We start from the raw sequence: 23,731 nt of genomic DNA, 5'->3' as shown, positions 1-23,731 counted from the left end.
AAAGAGGGCGGCAGGCGCGCCGCCGTCCTCTTTCGCTCCACCTGCCAGTTGTGGTTGAACCTAACTGACACACGTGTAAACAAGCGCGCAGAGCCATAGCGGTCCGCTCCCCCAGTGACCGCCGTAATTTAGGAGAATACGCATGTCCGTAGCCGGTACTTATGACACCGTCGTCAAGAGCCCGATGGGCGACCAGAAGGGCACCTTCACTGTCGTTCCGGGTGACGATGGCAACACCTTCACCGGCTCGATGGCCGGCGGCATGGGTTCGATGGACGTCAAGGACGGCAAGATCGACGGCAATGAGCTGACCTGGGCAATGGACATGACCGTCCCGATGCCGATGACGCTGAACTGCAAGGCGACCGTCGACGGCGACCAGCTGACCGGCACCGTCAACGCCGGTGCTTTCGGCGACATGGCGCTGACCGGCGAACGCCAGGGCTGATCTTTCAGACCAAAAACGAAAAGGGGCCGCCGGAGCGATCCGGCGGCCCCTTTTTCGTGCCTTGAAGGCGCGCTCGATTACGGCGTGTCGTAAGGCCATACGAGGTTGATGAGGAACATCACCAAGAAAACCGCGAAGAAGAGACGCCAGTTCCATTTGGATTTCCCTGCACCACCCTCCCCCTTGTCCCGCAACAGGAAGACAAGGATGCCAATAACAACTGCGCTGACCGCAGCATGAGCCAAATCGAAATGCATCAATAACCCTCCAGACTGACTAGCTGCACTAAATATCGGAAATTCCCCGATGTCCAGCCGGGGCCGGTCCGTCACAATTTCGCCACTTTTGGTGATACGTTGACCGAAAATAGAGAAGATACGGGTCGATTCGAATTCTACGCAGAGCGCCTTCATTCCGGAGGTGAGAGGGAGGACCTGAATGACTGTCGGACTAAAACATCTTGTCGCCGGAACCGCACTAGCCGCCATGGCTGCTGTTCCCGTCATGGCCGAGAAGGCCCGTGATCTTCAGTATATTCAAGACATGCGTGGAAGCAGCGCCGAAAGCGAACTTCGCAATCGTGGTTTCGTCCACGTCTCGACGCACAAGGATTCCGGCTACGCTGCACACAGCTATTGGTGGAACAGCAAGGACGATGATTGCCTTGCCGTCACCACTTATGACGGCCGAGTCTCCTCCCTGCGCGATGCGAGCGATCAGGATTGCGGGCATCACAAGGGAGACGACGTGGCCGCCGCAGTTGGCGTTGTCGCGGGAGCTGCAATCCTCGGCGCGCTGCTAGGTCACAAATCGCACCACCACGACGACAATAAGCATCACGAGGACCGCAACACCAACCGCCAGTTCGAGCGCGGCTACCAAGACGGTCTCCACAATGCGTCCTATCACAATTACGATCGCTCGGACGCATATTCGGATGGCTACCGGGCCGGTGTCGACGAGCGTAACGCCAACCTACGACATCATCACGGCCATGGCGGCTATGACCGTAAGGCGAAGTTCAACGACCTGAATGGAGCGCGTGCGCGCAGCGGTATGGACCAGCTCGAGAGGCGCGGCTTCCGGCAGGTGGATAATTTCACCAGCGGCAATACACGCTACTCGATCCAGTACCGCTCACAGTCGCGCCAGTGCATCCAGGTCACGATTGCCGACGGACGCTTCTACGACGTTCGCGACATCGGTCGCCATCCTCAGTGCCGCTGAGCGAAGGAGGGACAGCATGAAGTTCAAGGCAATTGCGGCGGGCGCTTCGGCGCTCGCCCTCGCCGCTTGTGGCGGCTCTCCGACAGAAAATGATGCTTCGGGGGAGGAAACAACGGCGGAAACCCAGGTTTCCATTCCCGAAAGCCTCGCGCCCTTCGGTGAGGGCTATCCCAATGCAGGCGATCCCTGCCGGAACCTCGGCGAAAGCGCTGCAACCTCAAACTATCTCGACGACAGCGCTGTTCTCGTCGGTTGTCCCAGCGAAGCTTCGGCCGAGGCACTGAACGGAAACATCGTCGGCAATGTCGAGGGCGTGCGACTTGTCAGCGTGCCGATGGGCGATGCCAATGTCGGCATGGGAGAAAATGGCCCGGTCGCAAGTCCGGTGCAGACGGAGGCTCCGCGAGAGGTTCCCATTCGCGGCGCAAACAGCCTCGAGACGCGCTGTGCGGACAAGGTCGCAAGCACGACCGGGGCGAGCGTGATCGGCACCAACCGGATCGAGGAAAGCGAGGCCGCGATTGCGATCTTCGTCAATGTCGATGGAGCCGAAGCTCCATGGCGCTGCCTCGCCTATCGCGACGGAACGGTCGGCGAAGTCATGTACACTGGCAGCGAAGGCGCGCTCTGATACGACTGGGAGGAACTGCGAAAATGAGGGTTGTACTTGTCACCTCTGCCCTGTCTCTGACCCTTGCCGCATGCGGCGATGGCGCCGCGACTTCCGAAGCCGATGCGACGGACGAAACTGCCGCAAGCGCGGTAGTGGCGAACACGGCAGGAGAACCTGCGGATGAGCAGCCGGCCTATGGCGAAGGCGATGCGACCGTCGCCGGTACGGACTACAATGCCACCACCATCATGCCCTGCGGGTTCGACAACTCTCCGCCCGAACAGAGCTGCAATGCAGGCGTCAAACGCAACTGGGGCGAGGACGGTACGCATCTGGTCGAAGTGACCAAGCCCGACGGACGCAAGCGCGCGATCTTTTTCAATGGCACTACCCCCTATGGCGCGGACAGCGCACAGGCGGACGGATCTGCTGGATGGGAATTCGAGACCACGCGCGACGGTGACCAGGTCACGATCTCATACGGGCCTGAAACCTATGTCGTCGTCGATGCGCTGATCACCGGGGGTAAACCGACTAACAAGGGAGGCCACCATGGCCAGAACCAAGTTGAACACAGTCCTCATGCTGGGAGCAGCTGCGCTCTTGCTGCCGGCCTGCGAGGGAATTCCGGGCTTCGGCCAGGAGACGGTTCTCGACGAAACGAGCTGGTCGCTTTTCGCAATCAGGGAAAACGGTGTCTCGACGCGTCTCGACCCCGATTTGCGCGAGCGCCACGGGATCACGTTTGAAAGCGACGGTGCCCTCTACGCCCAGTTGGACTGCAACCGCGGACAGGGACGGTGGAGCGCCCGCGAGACGGGTCCGGATAGCGGGACCATCGTCATTAGCGGAATGACCTCGACGCGCGCATTCTGCCCACGACCGAGTTTCGGTGAGCAGATGGCGGCCGAACTGCCATCGGCCACCGATTTCGAGATTGCCCCGCGGACGGGTCGGTTACGTGTGATCACGCGTGACGCCACTTACGTCTTCGAACGGGCGTATGACCGCTGAGGCATCCGCTCGGCTGATCCTCGTCGCGGGACTGTGCACGCTCGGTTCCGCGACGGCGTTGCATGCACAAGGAAATGCGGAAGAAGGCCCGTGGGATTTCGTCGAGTTCGAAGTGAAGAGCTGGGGCGCACCGATGTCGTCCTGGCGTATCCTGCCCAATGGCGGTGGAAGCTGGACGGAAGCGGTTCGCGAGGATGGCCAGCCGCCCAATGTGCCTGCAGCGCAGGCCTGGCACGAGATCGAGCCTGAGGTGTCGAATTACACCGAACTGGAAACAATCCTCAAAAGGCTGCCCGATCCTGCTCCGGATTCGCAGGACTGCGAGAATTTCATGACCGATGCGGCTTACGGCACGCTGCGCATGACGCGTGGCGCCACCACGACGGAAATCGCGTGGAATTCGGGCTGCCTCGATGAAGACTACGTTGCTTTCGTGGCCATACTGAAGGAAGCGGACGAGCACATGCAGGAGCTGGGAAAGGCTGCCCCGGTCAGCCGGGTCGAGCCTGCTGCCAGTCGCTGAAGGCCCTCAGCGCTTCCAGAGCCAGTAGAGGATCGCCGCGTTGATGGCCGGGGAAAGGATCCCGAGAAGCGGTCCGCCGAGCCCCAGCCTGTCGCCCAGGATGTTCCAAGGAAGGCCCAGAGGCATCAGGAAGATGCCCGAAAGCGGATCCTGCTCCTGTCCGAACCAGCCGAATGTGCCCACTGCCAGCAGGAAAAGCGCCAGTGCGTAGATCACCACGAAGACGATGAAGAGCCATTTCATGCCAGCAAGGCTATCGCTTTTCGCCCGAAACACAAAGGGCCGCCGATTTTCACCAGCGGCCCATCATGTTTGCGGGAGGCAGTGGCTTAGTCGACCACGTCCATTTCCTCGATCAGGCCCTGAGCGCCGTCGACCTTGTCCATCACCCACAGCATGTAGCGGGTGTCGACATGAATCGTCCGCGTGGTGCGCGGATCGAAGTCCCAGTCCGAATTGACGCTTTCGAACGTACCGTCGAACAGCAGGCCGACCAGTTCGGCGCGCGCATTTAGCGTCGCCGAGCCGCTGTTGCCGCCAGTGCTGTCGAGGTCCGAAAGGAAGTTCACAGGCACCGAACCGACTTCGGCCGAGTAATACTTGCCGTAGTCCTTCTCGCGGATTTCCTGCAGCTGGCGCTCGGGCGCGTTGAACGGATCCTCGCCCGTGTCCTTCTCGAGAATGCCCTCGAGCGTGGTGAACGGCAGGTAGGCCATGCCATCCTTGGGCGAACCGCCGAGCACGGTGCCGTAGGTCACGCGCAGCGTCGAGTTTGCATCGGGATAGGTCAGAAGGCCCTGGCTGCGCTGCCACTGGGTGATCGCTTCCATATAGGCCGGACGCAGTGCCTGTGCGCGGCCAGCGCGTTCCTCGCCCTCGGCTTCAAGGCCGCGCTCGTATTCGTAGAGCGCAACGGCAAGCTGCATGAAGGGATCGTCGAGCGCTTCGAGCTCGGCCGGGGTCGCTTCCATCAGTGCGAGGCGCGTGTCGACATCGCCCAGCGTGGTGCCGGCATAGAAAGCGTCGAGCTTGGCCGACAGCGCGGCTTCGTCGAGATCGGCAGTGAGGCCGAGCGCCTCGTCGAACACGGCAACGCGATTGCCCGCAGGCTCGTCCATGTAGGTGTCGAGGAACAGGAGCCACTGCGCCTTGTCGACCGAGGCATCGTAGCGGCGGTCGATCGCCTGCATGCCCTGGCGGAAGAAGGTCATGTCACGGTCCTGGAAGCCCGGATCGCGAAGCGCGTTTTCCTTCTGGCGCTCATGCGCGAGGCGGTAGAGGCGCTGCGCGGTCGAGAGCAGCGTCGGGCGCGTTGCGAAATTGTACCAGAATGCCTGGCGCGCCGCAGTGGCGCTTTCTTCCGAGAGCGCCTGCAGGCCGGCAATCGCCTCGCCATAAGCGGCGCGGCTATCGTCCGCAGCGATCCAGGCGGCAAGCGCTTCCTCACGCTCCGCTCGGCGCTCGACGAGGCCGACGCGGCGTGCGCCTTCGAGCTGGCCGCGGGTGTTCTTCTCGAAGTTGTTGAGACCGGCGAGAAGCGATTCGTACTTCACGCGCGCGTCCGAACCTTCGGGGGCGGCTTCCTCGATCGTGTCGATCCAGTCGTTCACCAGCGTGACGTAGGTCGGGTAGGACCAGCTGAAGGTGTTCTCCACTTCGGCCAGCGTCGCATAGCGCGAGGTCGAGCCCGGATAGCCGGCAGCCATCACGAAATCGCCTTCCTTCAGGCCCGATGCGCTCACCTTGAGGTGGTGTTCGGGCTCGTAGGGGACATTGTCTTCCGAATAGTCGGCAGCCGAACCGTCGGGCGCGACGTAGGCGCGGTAGAAGGCGAAGTCGCCGGTGTGGCGCGGCCACATCCAGTTGTCGATGTCGCCGCCGTATTTGCCGATGCTGTCTGCAGGCGCATAAACGATGCGCACGTCGCGGATTTCGAGACGCTCGATCAGCTTGTACTGCGCGCCGCCGTAGAAGCTGGCGACCTGGCAGCGGTAGCCAGCCTTCTCTTCGCACTCGGCGGTGATGTCCTTGCGGCGCTGCTCGATCGCGTCGTAGCGCTCGGTCGGGCTCATCGCGTCGATGCCGTCACGCACGCGGTCGGTCACGTCCGACAGGGCGGTGGTGACGTAAATGCGCGAGCCGGGAGCTGCGGGCAACTCCTCTTCGAAAGCCTTCGCGAGGAAGCCGTTCTCGAGATAGTTGTTCTCGGCGGTCGAGTTGTACTGCACCGAACCGCGTGCGCAGTGATGGTTGGTGACTACGAGGCCCACTTCCGACACGAAGCTCGCCGAGCATCCGCCGAGCGAAACGACTGCACCCATCGGGAAGCCGGTAAGGTCGGAGAGAGCGTCGGCGTCGATCTCGAGACCGGTCTCGCGTAGGTCCTCGGCGATTTCTGGCAGCTGGTCGGGCGTGAACATGCCTTCCTTGGCGGCAAGCGGCGCAGAAGCGGCGCACGCCAGCAGGGCGGCGACAGTGGCGGATTTACGCATTTTTGAAAAAGTCCCTCAGATTACGCGCGACCCCTCGCGCGGGCTGGCCCGACGCTAGGGCTATCGGCGCGCGGTCGCAAGCCGCGACCCTTGTCGTTCGTCGAAGAGCCGACGGGGCACGGCCAGCGTCTCGCGCGCAATGAAAAGGGCACCGCGAGCGCTGTGCCCGCGGTGCCCCTGATTGGCTGTCATGCCGGGTTCGTCAGTTTTCCGAACCGGCAGCCGTTTCTGCAGCGCTCTCGGCCACCACTTCGCCGAGGGCTGCTTCTGCATCCTCGATCGCTTCGGCGGCTTCGGCGACAGCTTCGGCCGCTTCCGCAAGCGCTTCGGCCTCGGCTTCCATCGCAGCGATGGCCTCGGCTTCCTTCACGTCGATCACGCGGTCGCGATCGTAGGCGAGCACGCCTTCGACCGGCGGGTGGCGACCGATCAGAATGCCGAAGAAGTTGTTCATTTTGCCGGCTGCACGCAGGTCGGCCGGAACAACATTGTAGTCGGCGAGGCTGGCGAAAGTCGGGTACTCGACCGGCTGCGGATCGCGGCCCATCGGTTCGTAGCCGACCGTTGCCATCTGCATGTCCCCGTCGCTGGCCCAATCCTGTGCCATGAAGGTGCCGAGATCGGTGATCTCGCCTGCACCCACTTCGAACTTCACCGAGCCCATGCAATAGCAAGTGCCCAGCGTCTGCCCGTTTGGCATGAGGAAGATCGGACCGTAATAGGTGTAGGTGCCCGGCTCGACTTGGATCATGTAGGAATAGCTCTTCTCGCCATCCGTGTCCTTCGAGAACACGTATTGCGGGCCGAACGAAACCAGCATGCGACGCTCGATATCGCCGATGCTGAAGGTCTCGCGGGTCACTTCCTCGGGCTTTTCGGGGCGCGCCGTACGCTTGCGGCGCTGACGTTCCCAGGCGGCGAGCTGCTGCTCATAGCTCTTCAGCTTCTTGGCGTAGCGCTCGGCAGCCTTCTCGTACTTCTCTTCCCACTCTTCGTTATATTCCGCGATGTCGTCGGCATCGGGGGTCTTCACGAAAATGCCATTGCCTCGGGCGGGCAGCGTGAGAAGGATGTAACCCTTGTCGGCTTCGATCGAAGCCTTGCCCTTGAGGAGGTTCTTTTCCTCGATGGCATCGTACTCGACTTCCTGCGCAGCGGCAGGAGCAGCGGCGGCCAGGGCGAGGCCGGCGGTCGCGGCGGCAATCAGTTTGCGGATGATGTTCATGGTGCCAGCCTTTCCTGCTCGGGCTGCGGGCCCGATGCGACGCGTGCCTGCATCAGCAGCTTGTTTTCGCGCTCGCTTTCCTCGGTCTTGCCGAGGCCTTCCTCGAAGTTGAATTCCTGCCACAGGTCCTTGTCGAGGCCGTAGCGATCATAACCCTTGTAGAACATGCAGTTACGCATGTTCAGGCGACGCTGCTTTCGGCGCTCGCCCGAGCCAAAAATTGCGTCGGCCATGAGGCCGCCGATGGCGCCCCCGATGGCACCTGCGACGACGCCGTACTGCAGCATGTTCGACGCCATGTCGCCCGCAGTCGGGCCGGCGTAGAAGCTGATGCCGCTCGCCAGCGCATCACACTCGGTGATGTCGTAGTAAGCGGTCGCGAAATCGTTTTCCGGACGGTGGAAGTAGAAATACTTCTCGAAATCGTCGACCTTGGCTTCGGCCATGTCGAACTCCAGCACGGGCATGGCCACGGCTTCGATTTGAGCTTCGGTAAATTCCCGCTGAGGCAGCGGTTCATCGACGTATTGCGCCTGCGCTGCCACGGAAAGCGGCAAGGCAAGCAGGGCTAGACGGGAAAACCCCATTAGCGACCCCCTATTAAAGAATTGAACTTACGATCCGCGGATAGAACTAGCCGCAATCGGATGATGGTCAACTCAATAAAAGGGGTCTTCTACCGCTTTAGTTAGCCGTCGAGTTTCGACTTCAGGATTTGGTTGACGACAGCCGGATTGGCCTTGCCCTGCATCGCCTTCATCGTCTGGCCGACGAAGAAGCCGAACAGCTTGTCCTTGCCTCCGCGATACTGCTCGACCTTGTCCTCGTTATTGGCGAGGATCTCGTCGATCGCTGCCTCGATGGCACCGGTATCGCTGACCTGCTTGAGGCCCTTTTCATCGGCAATGGCTTCGGGATCGCCGCCGTCCTTGAGGACGAATTCGTAAATCTCCTTGGCCTGTCCGCCCGAGATCTCGCCCTTGTCCTGCATGGCGAGGATGCTGGCCTGCGCTTCGGCGGTGGCGTTCGCCATGTCCGCCTCGTCACCCAGCGACTTGGCGACACCCGGTGCGACCGAGAGCGCCCAGTTGGCGACCTGCGTCGCGACCTTTGCCTCGGGCTTGCCGATCTTGGCAGCGGTTGCCGTGAGGAGCGTTTCGAAACGACCGAAAGTCTCGACTTCGGCGGTCAGTTCGCGGGCGTTGTAGGGCGTGAGGCCCAGCTGGTTCTCGTAGCGCGCACGCTTGGCGTCGGGCAGTTCGGGGAGCGACGCGCGACAATCCTCGATGAAGCTGTCTTCCAGTTCGAGCGGCAGCAGGTCCGGATCGGGGAAGTAGCGATAGTCATGCGCATCTTCCTTCGAACGCATGGTGCGCGTGGTGCCCGTGTTCGGATCGAACAGGCGCGTTTCCTGATCGACCGTGCCGCCGTTCTCCAGTACATCGACCTGGCGGTTCGCCTCGTATTCGATGACCTGCATCACGAAGCGGACCGAGTTCACGTTCTTGGTCTCGGTACGGGTGCCGAATTCCTCGCCCGGACGGCGTACACTGACATTCACGTCGGCGCGCATCGAGCCTTCTTCCATGTTGCCGTCGCACGATCCGACATAGCGCAGGATCGAGCGCAGCTTTCGGACATAGGCGCCTGCTTCTGCGGGGCTGCGCATGTCGGGCTTGGAGACGATCTCCATCAGCGCGATACCGGTGCGATTGAGATCGACATAGGACATGGTCGGATGCTGGTCGTGCATCAGCTTGCCCGCGTCCTGTTCGACATGGATGCGCTCGATACCGATGACCTTGTCTTCGGGAATGCCCGCCTTCTCGTCGGCCTCGATGTGAAGCTGCCCCTCGCCCACGATGGGGTGGTAGAGCTGGCTGATCTGGTAGCCCTGCGGAAGATCGGCGTAGAAGTAGTTCTTGCGGTCGAACCGGCTCCACTTGTTGATCTGCGCCTCGATCGCCATGCCGGTGCGCACCGCCTGGCGGATGCACTCGCGGTTGGGAACGGGCAGCATGCCGGGCATCGCCGCATCGACGAGGCTGACCTGCGTATTCGGCTCCGCGCCGAATGCGGTCGAAGCGCCCGAGAAGAGCTTGGCGTTGGAAGTGACCTGCGCATGGACTTCGAGGCCGATCACGACCTCCCATTCGCCGGTTGCGCCCTGGATGCGGTAAGTACTCATGTCGTCTGCTCCTCGCGGCGGATGTAGACCAGGTTCTCGCCCCTGATCAGCAGGTCGAAATTGCGCCTGCCCATTTCCGCCTGGAAATTCCTGCTCGTGCCCCTGTCGGGAAAAATGTGATCGTGCGGTTCGATATAGACCAGCGCGGCGCGGTCAAGCCAGCCGTTATTCGCGGCGAAAAGATCGTCTTCGAAACCCTCGATATCGACCTTCACCGCGAACAATTCGCCGCCTTCGACCATGGCGATGCAATCGTCGACGGTGACCACGCGGCAGCCGCTGTCGGCGCGTTTGGTGGTGACCGCATAAGCTTCCACCTCGCTGTCGACAGAGACGAAACCGGCCTCGCCGCCGATCGCCGCCTCGACGATATCGATGCGCTCGCGGCCCGCGCAGTTCGTCCGCGCCATGGCCACATTGGCTGCATCCGGCTCCACGGCCACGATGTGCGCATCGGGCCACTCACGGGCGAACCAGAGGGCCGCCGCGCCTATATTCGCCCCGGCATCGACGATCACCGGCAGCTTGCCGCGCGAACGGATGGCCGCTTCGAAACGCTTGAGGCGGGCAAGCTGTTCGTCCTGCGGGATGACATATTGCTCGTCGCGCCAGACCTGGCGGACGACTTCAACGTCGCTCGTGCCCGGGCGCACCGAAATGCTCTCGCCCTCGCCGAGCGGAAGGTCTTTTCCGAAAACCGCCTTGGCAGTGAAGATCGGCCCGCCGCGAAGCAGGTCCTTGGCGGCGTCGAGGGCGCCGCCTTTCAAGCTCACCACCATTTCTCCGGCTGCGCTTCGAACCCGGCACGCTGCTGGATCGCGAGACCGGCGTTGAGGACGCCCTGCTCGTCGAACGGCTTGCCGACGATCTGGAGGCCGAGCGGCAACCCGTCTTCGTTGGTCGTTGCCGGAACGCTCATCGCGGGAAGACCTGCAAGCGATGCGGGAACGGCGAACACGTCGTTCAGATACATCGTCAGCGGATCGTCGTTGAGCGAACCCAGCGGGAAGCTGGCGGTCGGCGTGGTCGGCGCGAGGATCACGTCACACTCGCCGAAAGCCTTCTCGAAGTCCTGCGCGACCAGCGTGCGGATCTTCTGCGCTTGCGTGTAATAGGCATCGTAGAAACCGGCGCTCAGCACATAGGTGCCGATCAGCACGCGGCGCTTCACCTCGTCGCCGAAGCCGGCGGCGCGTGTTGCGGCATACATGTCCTGCAGGCCTGCACCTTCGGGCAGGTCGCGCAGGCCGTAGCGCACGCCGTCATAGCGCGCGAGGTTCGACGAGGCTTCTGCCGGAGCGATGATGTAATAGGCGGGCAGCGCGTATTTCGTGTGCGGCAGCGAGACGTCGACGATTTCCGCACCGGCATCGCGCAGCATCGCCTTGCCCTGCTCCCAGCTGTCGAGGATCGCCTGGTCGGTGCCGTCCATCCGGTATTCTTTGGGAATACCGACCTTCTTGCCCTTCAGGTCTGCGGACAGCGCCGCTTCCCAGTTGGGCACGTCCATCTGCAAGCTGGTGGCGTCCTTGGGATCGAACCCGGCCATCGCCTCGAGCATGATCGCGCAGTCTTCGACCGAGCGCGCCATCGGGCCTGCCTGGTCGAGCGAGCTTGCGAAGGCAACGACGCCCCAGCGGCTGCAGCGGCCATAAGTCGGCTTGATACCACAAATGCCGGTGAAGGCTGCGGGCTGGCGGATCGAGCCGCCGGTGTCGGTGCCGGTGGCAGCCGGCGCAATGCGCGCGGCGACGGCGGAGGAGGAACCGCCCGACGAACCGCCCGGGCTCATCGCGGCATTGGTGCCTGCCTTCTTCCACGGCGAGGAGACATTGCCGAAATAGCTGGTCTCGTTCGACGAACCCATCGCGAACTGGTCGAGATTGAGCTTGCCGAGCATGCCTGCGCCCGCATCCCACAGGTTCTGGGAGACGGTGCTTTCGTACTCGGGCTTGAAGCCTTCGAGGATGTGGCTGGCAGCGGTCGTCTGCACGCCCTTGGTGGCGAAGAGGTCCTTCATGCCGATGGGCACGCCGCCCATCGTGCCGAGATCCTCGCCCTTTGCGCGCTTCGCGTCCGTAGCATCTGCCGCGGCGAGCGCATGGTCGGGCGTGGTGACGATAAAGGCGTTGAGTTCGGCAGCCGCTGCAACGGCAGCGTTGAAGCTTTCGGCCACTTCACGCGCGGTGAAATCGCCGCCGGCCACGCCGTCGCGGATCTGCTTGACGCCAAGCTGGGTAAAGTCGGTCATTATTCGATCACCTTGGGCACCCCGAAGAAGCCGTGTTCGGCAACCGGTGCATTGGCGAGGACATCTTCGCGGCGACCACCCGAGGTTTCGGGGATGGCATCGACCACGTCGTCGCGCAGCCGCAGCGTGTTCGGGATGACCGCGGTCATCGGCTCGACGCCCGAGGTATCGACCTCGCCGAGCTGTTCGACCCAGTCGAGGATGTTGTTGAGTTCGGGGACCATGCGATCCAGTTCCTCGTCGCCCATCTTGATGCGGGCGAGCGAGGCGATCTTGGCCACTTCTTCGCGTGTGACTGACATGGGCTGCGCACTAGCCGCGCGCGCCGCCCCCATCAAGCGCCTTCGAGCGCGAAAAATCCTATTCAGGCAGAGATTCCGAAGGGGGCGGGCCGTTGCCGGCCGGACCTGCGCCCATCATCGACTGCAGAGCGGTCGCGCGGGCCTGGAAATCTTCCTTGCTCATGAAGTCGATCACTTCGACCTCAAACGTCAGCGCGGCGTTCGGCGGGATGGGCGAACCGGGAGGCGGCTCGGCACCGTAGGCCATGTCGCCCGGTATGGTCAGCTCGTACTTGCCACCCTTCTGCATCTGCGCGAGGCCTTCGATGAAACCGGGAATGATCGCGCCTTCTTCCATAAGCAGCGGATTGCCTTCCGGGAAGATGCCGGGCGGGATCGGCAGCGGCTGCGAACGGTCGAATTCGCTGCCGTCGGCGAGCTTGCCGACATATTTCACGAACACGACATCGCCGATCTGAGGATTCGGACCGGTACCCTCGGTGATCGTGTCGACGCTCAATCCCTTGGGAGCGGCAGCCCAGGCAAGGCCAGCACCCAGCAGGATGGCGACGAGGACGCCGAGCCAGAGCTTGGTGAGCGAGCCCTTCTTGATGGGCTGGAGCGGTACGCGGGTGATCTCGGTCATGTAACTCGTGTCCTGATACGCAAAGGGCGCGGATTTCTCCGCGCCCTCATGGCTTAGCTTAATGGTGCTGGCAACGGCTTACTTGATGCCGTCGCGCTCCATACGCTTGCGCTCGAGCTTGCGAGCGCGGCGAACGGCGGCAGCCTTTTCGCGTGCGCGCTTCTCGCTCGGCTTCTCGTAGTGGCGGCGCAGCTTCATTTCGCGATACACGCCTTCACGCTGCAGCTTCTTCTTGAGCGCGCGCAGGGCCTGGTCGACATTGTTATCGCGAACGATGATCTGCATAAATTAAAACACCTCAACTAAGCGGGCCAGAGCCCGCTCCTCGCGGGTTTTGCCTCCTAAAAAACGGTTTCGCCAATAGAACGAAAAACGCGCCGAATCCGTTCCGGACCGGCTCGAATGGCGCGCACATACGGATTCGAGCTGTAAAAGGCAAGGGTGCAGTGCGCGCTTTCGCAAATGCAAGACAGCCGCTAGGGGAGCGACGATGTCCACCCTTCCTCCCCTTGCCGCCACCCTGCATGTCGCGATCGGCGGCGCAGCCGGGGCCGTGCTGCGCCACCAGACCGGCCGCGCGATGACCCATTGGCTCGGCGCGCCCATCGTCACCGCCTTCCCATTCGCGACGCTGGCGGTGAACGCGATCGGCAGCCTCCTTATGGGCATGCTGGCCGGATGGCTCGCCCGTCACGGCGACGAAAGCAGCGAGCAATTGCGCCTGCTCCTGGGGGTCGGCCTCCTGGGCGGCTTCACGACCTTCTCCGCTTTCAGCCTCGAGATGGTCCTGATGATCGAGCGCGGGCAATACCTGTTCGCCTCGCTCTATGCGATCCTGTCGTTCGCGATGGGGATCAGCGGCCTGATGGTCGGGCTGGCAGTGATGAGGATGGCGGGATGAAGACCTCCGACGAAGTTCGCACCTTCACAGTCGAGGCCGATGACGACGGCATCCGGCTCGATCGCTGGTTCAAGCGCCACCTGCCCCAGATCGGCTTCGGCACGGTCAGCAAGTGGGCACGCACCGGCCAGATCCGCGTCGACGGCGGCCGCGCCAAGCCAGACGACCGGCTCGAACAGGGCCAGCAGATCCGCGTGCCCCCGGGCGGCGACGCTCCGCACAAGAAGGCGAAGCCAAAGCGTGAGCTGACCAATGCCGAACGCGAGCAGGCGGAAGACATGCTCATCAAGCGCACCAAGAGCGCGCTGGTGATCAACAAACCGCCTGGCCTTGCTACGCAGGGCGGCACCAACACGCACAACCACGTCGACGGGCTGCTCGACGCCTATATGGATGAAGGTGAGGAACAGCGCCCCCGCCTCGTCCACCGGCTCGACAAGGACACCTCCGGCGTCCTCCTCGTCGCCCGCACACCGGGCAGTGCCGCCTTCTTCTCGAAGCGCTTTTCCGGCCGAAGCGCGAAGAAGATCTACTGGGCGCTCGTCGTCGGCGTGCCGGATATCAAGGAAGGCGTGATCGAGGCCCCGCTCGCCAAGCAGCCCGGTTCGGGCGGCGAGAAGATGCATGTCGATCACGAGGGTGGCCAGCCGGCCAAGACCAAATACCGCGTCGTCGATACGGCAGGCAAGAAAGCCGCTTGGCTCGAACTCCAGCCGCTCACCGGTCGCACCCACCAGCTGCGCGTCCATTGTGCCGCTATGGGTCATCCGATCGTGGGCGATGGCAAATACGGTGGGAAGGACGCCTTCCTCACCGGGTCGGTCAGCCGCAAGATGCACCTGCACGCCCGCCGCCTGATCATCGACAGCCCCGATGGCGGCAAGCTCGACGTGACTGCGGAGCTGCCGGAGCATTTCGCTGCGAGCATGGAGCAGATCGGCTTCGACGTGAACGCTAGCGATGCAACGCCGATGCGCGACGATCCTCCACCCAAGTCGCGCGAGGAAAAGAAACAGCAGGCGCGCCAGCACGCGAAGAACTATCGCAAGTCCCAGCGCGGTCCGCGCCGGGCGCGCGGCGGGGCCGGCGGCAAGCCCAAAGGGCGTCCTGCCGGGCGCGGCAAGAAGAAGTGAGCCGCCTCGTCATCTTCGATTGCGATGGCACGCTGGTCGACGGACAGGCGGCGATTTGCGACACGATGGACGAGGCCTTTGCCGCGGCAGGACTAGCCTTGCCCGACCGCAACGAGGTGCGCCGCATGGTCGGGCTCAGCCTACCCCATGCCCTTCGCATCCTTGCACCCGATGCCAGCGAAGACGAACACGCTGCGGCGCTCGAGGCGTACAAGACAGGCTATCGCAGTCGGCGCGAGACCGGCATCCTCGAAGAACCGCTCTACGAAGGCATGAAGGCACTGATCGAGAGGCTCGATGCTGCCGGCTGGCTGCTCGGCGTCGCCACGGGCAAGAGCGACCGCGGCCTGCACGCCTGCCTTGAGACGCATGGTATCAAGCACCGCTTCGTCACGCTGCAGACCGCCGACCGCCATCCAAGCAAACCGCATCCCGCAATGATCGAGGAAGCGCTTGCCGAGGCCGGTGTGGGCGCAGCGGATGCCGTCATGGTGGGCGACACGACTTTCGATATCGACATGGCCATGGCCGCGCGCGTACGCGCCATCGGCGTAGCATGGGGCTATCACGAGCCCGGCGAGCTGATCGCCGCCGGCGCGCAGGGCGTGGCCGAGACAATGGAACAACTCGAGGAGATGATCGGTGGCTGAGCCCGATCCAGCAGTGAGCCGCTTCTATACGATCCAGATGCTGCGTCTCGCAGGCGCGATCCTAGTCGTTGCGGCCATCCTGATCCTGACCGACACGATCGATGCACCCGATATCGTCGGATATGCGCTACTGGCAGTCGGTTTGGCCGACTTCTTCCTGATGCCGACGTTCCTCGCTCGCAGGTGGAGCTCGCGCGAGAAATGAAGCGCTTCTACAAGGACGTAACGACCGCCAGGACCGACCTCGGCTGGACGGTGTCGCTCGACGGTCGCCCGCTCAAGACGCAGGGCGGCGAACCGCAGGTCGTGCCGGGCGAGACCCTGGCCAAGATGCTGGCTGCCGAGTGGGACAGCCAGGGTGAAACCATCAACCCTGCTTCTTTCCGTTTTCGCGACATGACCGATTATGCGCTCGACGTCCTTTCGCGTGACAAGTCGGGCGTGGTCGAAAAGCTCCTCGGCTACGCTGAGACCGACACGCTTTGCTATCGCGCCGATCCCGAAGAAGCGCTCTACCGCCGCCAGCAGGAGGTGTGGGAGCCGATCGTCGCTTGCATGGAAGAGCGCGAAGGCGTGAAGCTCCACCGGATCAGCGGCATCGTCCATCGCCCGCAGACCGAAAAGACGCGCCAGAGGCTCGCCAGGCGGCTCGAGGGGCTCGATGCCTTCACCCTGACCGCGCTCGAGCAGACGACTTCGCTCGCCGCCTCGCTGTGCATCGGCCTGGAAGCCCTTGAGCCGGCGGCAGACGGCGAGGCCCTGTGGGACGCTGCCAATCTCGAAGAGGACTGGCAGGTCGACCTGTGGGGTCGCGACGAGGAAGCGGAAGAGCGTCGCACCAGGCGCAAGGGCGATTTCCTCGCTGCCATCGAGTTTGCACGCGCTGCCCTGAAATAATTCGCGACTTCAAAGGCTTGAGCAGCGTTAGCGGAATCCCCGAAGCCCGTTAACCGCCTTGATTCGGCGCATGGTAGCTTTCTTGGCCCATTGTCCTCCCATCCGGCAGCGATGGTTTTCGAGGAGGTCCCATGGCGCACCGACAAGGCAATCTCACCCGCGCGATGTTCGCCGCGTCACTTGCGGCTATCGCGGCGACGGGTTCGGTCCACGCAGGCGCGGTCGATAAGCAGTATGTCTACTGCGTCGCCTCCGCTGCGGAGCCCGGCGGCAACGCCTATTTCAGCTCAATCTTCCGCGGCACCTGGGAGCAGTCGGTCATCGACGAGGAGGCCTATTTCAACCACGTCTCCGCGCGCGTCGATGACGGGGTCGGACGCAGCACGACCTATTGCTACGTGCTCGACACTTTCGACGAGGCGACGCTCGACAAGGACAGCGGCATGTCGATGGTCCGTAAGCAGGGCTGGGCACCGGTCGAGATGACCTGGCGCCCCTAGGCGTCAGCCGACCCAGTCGGCGACCTGTCCCGCGACATCATTGGCGGCGCGGTTAAGCGCCGGTCCGACGCTCGAGACATCGGCTGCTACTCCGGGCACGGTGGCCTCGAAGCGGCGCGTCTCTACCCCGCTACCCTCGCCGGGACGAACGGCATCGAACACGACAACGACACTGCCGGACCGCGCATCGTAGCCGAATTGGCGCAGCGTGCCCGTCAGCCGGTTGCTTGCGAGAGCGCCGGGATCGTCGCCATCCACCACCACGCGGTTCGAACGGGTACGGATCGTTTCGGCGATCAGGCGGCGGAATAGGCGGGCGGGCTTTTCGACCCAGACCGCTTCCTTGAGATAGGCGATCTCGGTGTCGGAAACCTGCACCGGCACGCGCGTCACGTCGATCGAGGCGGGTGCCTGGAATTCGACCAGCGAAATCGCGGAGCCCGAAGCGCTCGATCCGCCGGTGCCGGCCGGAGCGGTCGTGGTCGGCGTCAGCGTCAGCAGGCTGTCGGGCGGCTCGCTGCCGAAAGACAGGCAGCCCGCCAGCAGGAGCGCGGGCGCGAGCACGGCGAGTTTGCGATGGTCGATCATTCTTGCGTTCCCCATGCTCAGTCCTCGTACTCGGGCAGCGGCTGGCTGCTCAGCAGTGCGCCGGCGCCCTGCTCGTCGAGCTTTTCGGTAACATCACGCAGTGCCTTGCTGGTCGCACGCAGGTCGCGAAGGGTGGCTTCGGCGGCGGGCAGCGTGCTTTCCGCGAGCTGTTTGGTCGCAGGACGCGCTTCGGCGAGCACGCCTTCAAGCTCTTCCGACGCATCGCCGGCCTGCTTCAGCGTCACGCGCAATTGCTCGGCAAGCTGCGCGCCTTCCTGGTTGAGCAGGCGGTCGGTCGAGGCGGTGACCTTCTCGAACTGGTCGAGAGCTTCGGACGCTTCGCGCAGGGTCACCTGCAATTCGGCCATCGTCCGCTCGAACTGCGGCGCCGTCTGCGCAAGGTCGGCGGTCATCTGGTTCGTATTCGCAAGGATGCCCGCGATTTCGCCTTGGTTCTCGTCGCCCAGCAACTGGGTCAGGCGCTCTGTCAGCGTGGCCAGCCGCTCGAGCAGGAGCGGAGCGTTCGAAAGCAGTTCGCCAAGGCCGCCGGGCTTGGGCGGGATGATCGGCACGCCCTCGGTGCACGCCGTGGTCTCGCAGGAGATGGCAGGAGCGCCGCTACGCGCGCCGTCGAGCAGGATTGTCGAAACGCCGGTGAAGCTGCCTTGGATCGTGGCGGTCGTACCGACAAGAATCGGCACTTCGTCCTTCACGCTGATGCGTACGCGGACGAATTCGGGATCCTTATCCCACAGCACGATCTGGCTGACCTGGCCCACGGGAACGCCGGCAAAGCTCACCTGGCTGCCATTGGCGAGGCCCGACACGCTTTCCTTGAAGAAGATGTCGTATTCCTTCTGGGCGCCCTCGCCCCAGCGCGCGATCCAGACGATGAACAGCGCCAGCGCCGCCAGCACTGCGAGCGTAACCGCCCCCACCCAAACGTAATTTGCCCGCGTTTCCATTCGCTAAGCCTTATCCTTGCCCGCAGGCGGTTTGTCCAACGCTTTGACCGCATGGGCCGCCACGGGCAGCTCCATGTGCTGGCGCAATTCGTCGAGCGCCTGCGCGGTGAGCGCCGCCCGGCCGCGCGGACCGTTGAAATATTCCTGTATCCAGGGGTGATCGAGTTCCATCAGGTTCGGCACTGTGTCGACCGCGATGATCTTCCTGTCGGCAATCACCGCAACCCGGTCGCAGATCTCGTGAAGCGTATCGAGATCGTGGGTGATCAGGAACACGGTGAGGCCAAGCGTTTCCTTCAACTCGCGCGTCAGCCGGTCGAACGCTGCCGCACCGATCGGGTCGAGGCCTGCGGTCGGCTCGTCAAGGAAAAGGAGTTCGGGATCGAGCGCCAGCGCACGGGCGAGGCCTGCGCGCTTCTTCATGCCGCCTGAAAGCTCGCTCGGATATTTGCGCACCGCCTCTTCCGGCAGGCCGGACAGGAGCACCTTGTAGCGCGCGATTTCCTTGCGCAGCGTATCGTGAATGTCCGGGTAGAACTGCTTGAGCGGCACTTCGACATTCTCGCCCACGGTAAGTGTCGAGAACAGCGCGCCGCCCTGGAAAAGCACGCCCCAACGGTCGCGCACGCCGATTTCCTCGTCGGGTTCGGCCTGGATGATCGACTTGTCGAAGACCCTTACATCGCCGTCGTTCGGAGTCTGAAGGCCGATGATCGAGCGCATCAGCACCGACTTGCCGCTGCCCGAACCGCCGACAACGCCGAGTATCTCGCCGCGCCTCACCTTGAGGTCGAGGTTTTCATGAACGGTGATGGGACCGAACCGGTTGGTCAGCCCTTCAACGACGATGGGGAATTCGCCCTTGTAGCGCTCGTGCTTGTGGGTTTGCTTTGCCGCGTTCATCAGCCCCACCCCAGCTCGGTAAAGAAGACCGCGAAGAAGGCGTCGAGTACGATTACGGCGAAGATCGCCGAGACCACGGCCATGGTAGTTCGGGTGCCGACCTCTTCCGAATTACCGCGCACCTGGAGCCCGTGATAGCAACCGGCAAGTCCGATGATCAGTCCGAAAACCGGCGCCTTGATGAGGCCGACCCAGAGGTCATAGGTCGGAACGACTTCCTGGATACGCGAGAGGAAAGTCCAGAAGGGAATGCCGAGCATAAGGTCGCCGATCACCGCGCCGCCGATGATCGCCATGCACGAAGCGTAGAAGCCGAGCAGCGGCATCATCAGCACCGCGGCCATGATCCGCGGGATGACCAGCGCCTCCATCGGGGCGATGCCGATCGTGCGCATCGCGTCGACTTCCTCGGTCAGTTTCATCGTACCGAGCTGGGCGGCAAATGCGCTGCCCGAGCGGCCGGCGACCATGATCGCGGTCATCAGCACGCCGAGCTCGCGCAGGGTAATGCGCCCGACAAGGTTGATCGTCAGCGTCTCCGCGCCGAACTGCGCCAGCTGTACCGCACCCTGCTGGGCAATGACGATGCCGATGAGGAAGCTCATCAGGCCGATTATCGGCAATGCGGACACGCCGACCAGCTCGGCCTGCCGCACGAGCGCAACCATGCGAAAGCGGCGCGGGTTGCGGATCAACGACCAGCCGGCGATCAGCAGGCCGCCAAGGAAGCTCAGGACACCGTAAGTACCCGTCCGCAGCTTGAAAATTTTCTCTCCCATAGCTTCGGGAACGCGGCTCCAGACTGGCAGGCGCGGAGCGGCAATATTGTCTTCGGCATCGATATCCTCGAGCGCGCCGAGCAGGCGCTGTGCGCGCTCGCTCGCCCCGGAAACTTCGACACCGAGGCGCGATGCGACTTCGCGGGCAAGCCATGCGCCGACCGTATCAATCTCGGGAACACCCGAGATATCGACACTGACGATATCGCCCTCGATAACGCGCAGGTCCTGATCGATCGGGCCGATCGTCGACACAAGGTAAGGGCCGGTGAGCTTCAGCACCGATCCCCCGTCGCCCTCTTGCAGTTCGTATTGCGCCAAGCCTGTCATGCGGCTCGCGGTATGCGTGGAAACGCCTCGCTTAACAAGCGCGTATCATTTCCGGTCCCCTACGGCGTTGCGTTGCACAATTCAGGCTGGCAAAGGCCCATGCCATGAGCACCGAGCTATCCAAGACCTTCGATCCCGCCGATATCGAGCAGCGCTGGTACGCGCATTGGGAAGAAAACGGCCTGTTCCGCCCCGAGCGGCCGGACGCCGAGCCCTTCACCATCGTGAACCCGCCGCCCAACGTTACGGGTTCGCTCCACATCGGCCACGCGCTCGACAACACGCTGCAGGACGTCGTGATCCGCTACGAGCGCCTGCGCGGCAAGGATGCGCTGTGGGTGGTCGGCACCGACCACGCCGGTATCGCGACGCAGATGGTGGTCGAACGCCAGATGGAAGCGAAGCAGGACAAGCGCACGAATTACTCGCGCGAGGATTTCGTCGGCAAGGTCTGGGAATGGAAAAAGGAAAGCGGCGGCACGATCACGCGCCAGCTGCGCCGCCTCGGCTGTTCGATGGACTGGAGCCGCGAGCAGTTCACGATGGACGAGCATTTCTCGAATGCCGTGCTCAAGACCTTCGTCGACCTCTATAACGACGGCCTGATCTACCGCGACAAGCGGCTGGTGAACTGGGACCCGAAGCTGAAGACCGCGATCTCGGACCTCGAGGTCGAAACGACCGATGTGAAGGGCTCGTTCTGGCACTTCAAATACCCGCTCGAAGACGGCGTTACGACGTCGGAGGGCAAGGATCACCTCGTCGTCGCCACGACGCGGCCCGAAACCATGCTCGCCGATATGGCAGTGGCGGTCCATCCCGATGACGAGCGGTTCAAATCGGTCGTCGGCAAGCACATCGTTCTGCCCATCACCGGACGCCGCGTGCCGATCGTGGCAGATGAGCATGCCGATCCCGAACTCGGCTCGGGCTGCGTGAAGATCACTCCGGGTCACGACTTCAACGACTTCGACGTGGGCAAGCGCGCAGGCTTCAAGCCGGCCGAAATGCTCAACATGCTCGATGGCGAGGCGAACGTCTGCCAGACCGCCGACGGATTGGTGCCGGACGAGTTCATCGGCCTCCACCGCTTCAAGCGCGACGGTGTGGAGGGCGCGCGCGAACTGGTCGTCCAGCGCCTCAAGGAGCAGGGCTACCTCATCCCGCACATCGCCAAAACCAAGAAGGGCGAGGAACAGGAACTAGACGCCGAGCCGCGCAACATCGCGACGCCTTTCGGCGACCGCGGCGGCGTGGTGATCGAGCCGTGGCTGACCGACCAGTGGTATGTCGATGCCGAAAAGCTCGCCAAGGCGCCCATTGAGGCGGTGAAGGACGGCACGATCGAAATCGTCCCGAAGTCTTGGGAGAAGACCTTCTTCAACTGGATGGAGAACATCCAGCCCTGGTGCGTCAGCCGCCAGCTCTGGTGGGGTCACCGCATCCCCGCGTGGTACGATGCCGAGGGCAAGGCCTATGTGGCCATGACCGCAGACGAAGCGCAGGCGCAGGCCGGTGAAGGCGTCGCCCTCACCCGCGACGAGGACGTGCTCGACACGTGGTTCTCCTCCGCGCTCTGGCCGTTCGCCACGCTCGGCTGGCCGGACAAGACCGACCTCCTCGAAAAGCACTATCCCAATGACCTGCTGATTTCGGGCTTCGACATCCTGTTCTTCTGGGATGCGCGCATGATGATGCAGGGCATGCACCTGACCGGGAAGGCGCCGTGGCCGCGGCTCTATCTGCACGGTCTCGTGCGCGCTGCCGACGGTGCGAAGATGTCGAAGTCGAAGGGCAATGTCGTCGACCCGCTCGGACTCATCGACCAGTACGGCGCCGATGCGCTGCGCTTCTTCATGTCGGCGATGGAAAGCCAGGGCCGCGACATCAAGATGGATGAGAAGCGCGTCGAGGGCTATCGCAATTTCGCGACAAAGCTCTGGAATGCCACGCGTTTCTGCCAGTCGAACGGCATCGGCGCGAGCACCACCATTGCGGCGCCCGCTGCCACGCAGGCGGTCAACAAGTGGATCATCGGCGAAGTCGTCGAGACCAAGAAAGCGCTCGAGCAGGCGATGGCCGACCTGCGCTTCGATGCCGCCGCGAACACGATCTACCACTTCGTGTGGGACCGTTTCTGCGACTGGTATATCGAGCTCATCAAGGGCAATTTCGACGAGGAAACCAAGGCCGTCGCCGGCTGGGCGCTCGACCAGATCCTCGTCATGCTCCACCCCTTCATGCCCTTCATCACCGAAGAGCTCTGGTCGAAGCAGGGCAACCGTCCGGACTACCCGCTGATCACCGCCAAGTGGCCCGATCCGCAGGCAGAGGTGGACGCCGAAGCGAAGGCCGAGATCGACTGGCTGATCGCGCTCACCAGCGCGGTGCGCACGGCGAAGAACGAGCTCGGGATTGCCCCGGGTGCGAAGCTGGAAGCCTTCTGCCCCTCGCCTTCGACGCTGGGCCGCAAGGTCGTCGAAGAGAACGCAGCGGCTATCGAACGCCTCGCGCGCCTCACGCCGGTGAACTTCGCCGAAGCACCCGGCGGAGCTGCCATGCAAATTGCCGCGGGCGACGATGCCTTCATCGTCCCGCTCGAAGGCGTGATCGACATCGAGGCCGAGAAGACGCGCCTCACCAAGGCGATGGAGGCTTCGACCAAGGAAGCGAAATCGCTCGAGGGACGCCTGAACAACGCCAACTTCGTCGAGCGCGCCAAGCCCGAGGCTGTCGAGAAGGCCCGCGCCGATTACGCGCACCACACGGCAGAGATCGAACGCTTGAAGGCCGCGCTCACGCGCCTAGGTTAGGCGCATGAAGCTCGATCATATGGTGGTGCTGGTTCGCTCGCTCGAAGCGAGCCTGCCGTGGTACGCGGCCTTGCTGGACCTCATCGGGTTCACCAAGACGCGCGACCACGTGTGGACGAGCGACGATGGCCTCAGCATCGACCTGAAGCAGGCCAAGGCGGGCACTTCGGATTACGAGCGCTATGCGCCCGGCCTCAACCACCTCGGCTTCACAGCGCCCGACATGGCAGCGCTCGATGCCGTGCGCGACGGCATGGCAGCCGCCGGTTTCGAAGTGCCGGAAAAGCAGGCATTCGAAGGCGAGACCGCGACATTCTTCCGCGATCCGGAAGGCATGCGCGTCGAAGTGACGGTGTATAGCTGA

General features: G+C 63.3%; 29 protein-coding genes. 14 read left to right on the top strand and 15 right to left on the bottom strand.

Features of this window, described 5'->3' with window-relative positions; genetic code table 11:
- The first annotated feature begins 142 nt into the window (after positions 1 to 142).
- Positions 143 to 448 carry a hypothetical protein gene (locus ACZ1G8_RS08880; RefSeq protein ID WP_472679075.1) on the top strand — a complete coding sequence of 102 codons (306 nt, stop codon included), beginning with the start codon at positions 143 to 145 and terminating at the stop codon, positions 446 to 448.
- A 77-nt stretch (positions 449 to 525) separates the two neighbouring features.
- Here ACZ1G8_RS08880 and ACZ1G8_RS08875 read toward each other — a convergent pair whose 3' ends face one another.
- A complete protein-coding gene (locus ACZ1G8_RS08875) occupies positions 526 to 861 on the bottom strand; it encodes a hypothetical protein (RefSeq protein WP_472679074.1) in 336 nt (111 codons plus the stop codon).
- A gap of 25 nt (positions 862 to 886) precedes the next feature.
- Between ACZ1G8_RS08875 and ACZ1G8_RS08870 the strand changes: the two genes are divergently transcribed.
- From ACZ1G8_RS08870 to ACZ1G8_RS08850, 5 genes are read left to right on the top strand one after another with little or no spacing between them, the layout of a single operon-like run.
- Positions 887 to 1,675, top strand: a complete 789-nt coding sequence (locus ACZ1G8_RS08870; RefSeq protein ID WP_222441830.1) for a hypothetical protein — start codon at positions 887 to 889, stop codon at positions 1,673 to 1,675.
- A gap of 16 nt (positions 1,676 to 1,691) precedes the next feature.
- The gene (locus tag ACZ1G8_RS08865) at positions 1,692 to 2,306 is read left to right on the top strand and encodes a hypothetical protein (protein ID WP_472679073.1); all 615 of its coding nucleotides are present in this window, start codon (positions 1,692 to 1,694) and stop codon (positions 2,304 to 2,306) included.
- A 23-nt stretch (positions 2,307 to 2,329) separates the two neighbouring features.
- Positions 2,330 to 3,037, top strand: coding sequence for a hypothetical protein (locus tag ACZ1G8_RS08860; protein WP_472681289.1), 708 nt, complete (start codon positions 2,330 to 2,332; stop codon positions 3,035 to 3,037).
- Positions 2,970 to 3,302, top strand: a complete 333-nt coding sequence (locus ACZ1G8_RS08855) for an META domain-containing protein (protein ID WP_472681225.1) — start codon at positions 2,970 to 2,972, stop codon at positions 3,300 to 3,302. The genes ACZ1G8_RS08860 and ACZ1G8_RS08855 overlap by 68 nt, the downstream gene beginning before the upstream one ends.
- On the top strand, positions 3,262 to 3,825 hold the full coding sequence (locus tag ACZ1G8_RS08850; protein ID WP_472679072.1) for a hypothetical protein: 564 nt from the start codon (positions 3,262 to 3,264) through the stop codon (positions 3,823 to 3,825). Before ACZ1G8_RS08855 ends, ACZ1G8_RS08850 begins: the two co-directional genes overlap by 41 nt.
- 6 nt (positions 3,826 to 3,831) lie before the next feature.
- On the opposite strand, the gene ACZ1G8_RS08845 is transcribed toward ACZ1G8_RS08850, so the two are convergent.
- The 10 genes from ACZ1G8_RS08845 to rpsU all read right to left on the bottom strand — a co-directional run bounded on the left by ACZ1G8_RS08845 (position 3,832) and on the right by rpsU (position 13,193).
- Complete coding sequence (locus ACZ1G8_RS08845) at positions 3,832 to 4,068, bottom strand: hypothetical protein (RefSeq protein WP_472679071.1); 237 nt, start codon at positions 4,066 to 4,068, stop codon at positions 3,832 to 3,834.
- 86 nt (positions 4,069 to 4,154) lie between these two features.
- Positions 4,155 to 6,317: a S46 family peptidase gene (locus ACZ1G8_RS08840; RefSeq protein WP_472679070.1), complete on the bottom strand. Its 2,163-nt coding sequence runs from the start codon at positions 6,315 to 6,317 to the stop codon at positions 4,155 to 4,157.
- Between the two features lie 202 nt (positions 6,318 to 6,519).
- Complete coding sequence (locus ACZ1G8_RS08835) at positions 6,520 to 7,542, bottom strand: hypothetical protein (RefSeq protein ID WP_472679069.1); 1,023 nt, start codon at positions 7,540 to 7,542, stop codon at positions 6,520 to 6,522.
- Positions 7,539 to 8,129: a hypothetical protein gene (locus ACZ1G8_RS08830; RefSeq protein ID WP_472679068.1), complete on the bottom strand. Its 591-nt coding sequence runs from the start codon at positions 8,127 to 8,129 to the stop codon at positions 7,539 to 7,541. The genes ACZ1G8_RS08835 and ACZ1G8_RS08830 overlap by 4 nt, the downstream gene beginning before the upstream one ends.
- A 101-nt stretch (positions 8,130 to 8,230) precedes the next feature.
- A complete protein-coding gene (gene gatB, locus ACZ1G8_RS08825) occupies positions 8,231 to 9,730 on the bottom strand; it encodes an Asp-tRNA(Asn)/Glu-tRNA(Gln) amidotransferase subunit GatB (RefSeq protein WP_472679067.1) in 1,500 nt (499 codons plus the stop codon).
- Positions 9,727 to 10,503: an FkbM family methyltransferase gene (locus tag ACZ1G8_RS08820; RefSeq protein WP_472679066.1), complete on the bottom strand. Its 777-nt coding sequence runs from the start codon at positions 10,501 to 10,503 to the stop codon at positions 9,727 to 9,729. Before ACZ1G8_RS08820 ends, gatB begins: the two co-directional genes overlap by 4 nt.
- Positions 10,500 to 11,981 carry an Asp-tRNA(Asn)/Glu-tRNA(Gln) amidotransferase subunit GatA gene (gatA, locus tag ACZ1G8_RS08815; protein ID WP_472679065.1) on the bottom strand — a complete coding sequence of 494 codons (1,482 nt, stop codon included), beginning with the start codon at positions 11,979 to 11,981 and terminating at the stop codon, positions 10,500 to 10,502. Before gatA ends, ACZ1G8_RS08820 begins: the two co-directional genes overlap by 4 nt.
- On the bottom strand, positions 11,981 to 12,283 hold the full coding sequence (gene gatC, locus ACZ1G8_RS08810; RefSeq protein ID WP_006834589.1) for an Asp-tRNA(Asn)/Glu-tRNA(Gln) amidotransferase subunit GatC: 303 nt from the start codon (positions 12,281 to 12,283) through the stop codon (positions 11,981 to 11,983). The genes gatA and gatC overlap by 1 nt, the downstream gene beginning before the upstream one ends.
- Before the next feature lie 58 nt (positions 12,284 to 12,341).
- Complete coding sequence (locus ACZ1G8_RS08805) at positions 12,342 to 12,908, bottom strand: FKBP-type peptidyl-prolyl cis-trans isomerase (RefSeq protein ID WP_472679064.1); 567 nt, start codon at positions 12,906 to 12,908, stop codon at positions 12,342 to 12,344.
- Between the two features lie 78 nt (positions 12,909 to 12,986).
- Entirely contained in the window at positions 12,987 to 13,193 is a 207-nt protein-coding gene (gene rpsU, locus ACZ1G8_RS08800; protein WP_034952298.1) for a 30S ribosomal protein S21, read from the bottom strand.
- Between the two features lie 205 nt (positions 13,194 to 13,398).
- On the opposite strand from rpsU, the gene crcB reads away from it, so the two are divergent.
- The 6 genes from crcB to ACZ1G8_RS08770 all read left to right on the top strand — a co-directional run bounded on the left by crcB (position 13,399) and on the right by ACZ1G8_RS08770 (position 16,989).
- Positions 13,399 to 13,809, top strand: a complete 411-nt coding sequence (crcB, locus tag ACZ1G8_RS08795) for a fluoride efflux transporter CrcB (protein WP_472679063.1) — start codon at positions 13,399 to 13,401, stop codon at positions 13,807 to 13,809.
- Positions 13,806 to 14,942 (top strand): RluA family pseudouridine synthase, encoded by a 1,137-nt coding sequence (locus ACZ1G8_RS08790; RefSeq protein ID WP_472679062.1) that lies wholly within the window; start codon positions 13,806 to 13,808, stop codon positions 14,940 to 14,942. The genes crcB and ACZ1G8_RS08790 overlap by 4 nt, the downstream gene beginning before the upstream one ends.
- On the top strand, positions 14,939 to 15,592 hold the full coding sequence (locus tag ACZ1G8_RS08785) for an HAD-IA family hydrolase (RefSeq protein WP_472679061.1): 654 nt from the start codon (positions 14,939 to 14,941) through the stop codon (positions 15,590 to 15,592). Before ACZ1G8_RS08790 ends, ACZ1G8_RS08785 begins: the two co-directional genes overlap by 4 nt.
- A complete protein-coding gene (locus tag ACZ1G8_RS08780; RefSeq protein ID WP_472679060.1) occupies positions 15,585 to 15,797 on the top strand; it encodes a hypothetical protein in 213 nt (70 codons plus the stop codon). The genes ACZ1G8_RS08785 and ACZ1G8_RS08780 overlap by 8 nt, the downstream gene beginning before the upstream one ends.
- Positions 15,794 to 16,489, top strand: coding sequence for an ATP12 family chaperone protein (locus ACZ1G8_RS08775; protein WP_472679059.1), 696 nt, complete (start codon positions 15,794 to 15,796; stop codon positions 16,487 to 16,489). The genes ACZ1G8_RS08780 and ACZ1G8_RS08775 overlap by 4 nt, the downstream gene beginning before the upstream one ends.
- Positions 16,490 to 16,620: 131 nt before the next feature.
- Complete coding sequence (locus ACZ1G8_RS08770; RefSeq protein WP_472679058.1) at positions 16,621 to 16,989, top strand: hypothetical protein; 369 nt, start codon at positions 16,621 to 16,623, stop codon at positions 16,987 to 16,989.
- Positions 16,990 to 16,992: 3 nt separating this feature from the next.
- Here ACZ1G8_RS08770 and ACZ1G8_RS08765 read toward each other — a convergent pair whose 3' ends face one another.
- Genes ACZ1G8_RS08765 through ACZ1G8_RS08750 form a run of 4 tightly spaced genes read right to left on the bottom strand, consistent with a single transcriptional unit; the run spans position 16,993 to position 20,554 of the window.
- Complete coding sequence (locus ACZ1G8_RS08765) at positions 16,993 to 17,577, bottom strand: ABC-type transport auxiliary lipoprotein family protein (protein ID WP_472679057.1); 585 nt, start codon at positions 17,575 to 17,577, stop codon at positions 16,993 to 16,995.
- Positions 17,578 to 17,594: 17 nt separating this feature from the next.
- Positions 17,595 to 18,542, bottom strand: coding sequence for an MlaD family protein (locus tag ACZ1G8_RS08760; protein WP_221429188.1), 948 nt, complete (start codon positions 18,540 to 18,542; stop codon positions 17,595 to 17,597).
- Between the two features lie 3 nt (positions 18,543 to 18,545).
- Positions 18,546 to 19,445, bottom strand: coding sequence for an ABC transporter ATP-binding protein (locus ACZ1G8_RS08755; RefSeq protein ID WP_472679056.1), 900 nt, complete (start codon positions 19,443 to 19,445; stop codon positions 18,546 to 18,548).
- Entirely contained in the window at positions 19,445 to 20,554 is a 1,110-nt protein-coding gene (locus ACZ1G8_RS08750; RefSeq protein WP_472679055.1) for an ABC transporter permease, read from the bottom strand. The genes ACZ1G8_RS08755 and ACZ1G8_RS08750 overlap by 1 nt, the downstream gene beginning before the upstream one ends.
- Positions 20,555 to 20,658: 104 nt before the next feature.
- Between ACZ1G8_RS08750 and ACZ1G8_RS08745 the strand changes: the two genes are divergently transcribed.
- Both ACZ1G8_RS08745 and ACZ1G8_RS08740 read left to right on the top strand, forming a co-directional pair.
- On the top strand, positions 20,659 to 23,367 hold the full coding sequence (locus tag ACZ1G8_RS08745; protein ID WP_472679054.1) for a valine--tRNA ligase: 2,709 nt from the start codon (positions 20,659 to 20,661) through the stop codon (positions 23,365 to 23,367).
- A 4-nt stretch (positions 23,368 to 23,371) separates the two neighbouring features.
- On the top strand, positions 23,372 to 23,731 hold the full coding sequence (locus ACZ1G8_RS08740; RefSeq protein ID WP_472679053.1) for a VOC family protein: 360 nt from the start codon (positions 23,372 to 23,374) through the stop codon (positions 23,729 to 23,731).

This window comes from Qipengyuania sp. BR81-2 (assembly GCF_055693895.1).
Note: the sequence above shows the minus strand (reverse complement) of the source record. Positions and strands in the feature narration are given on the sequence as shown.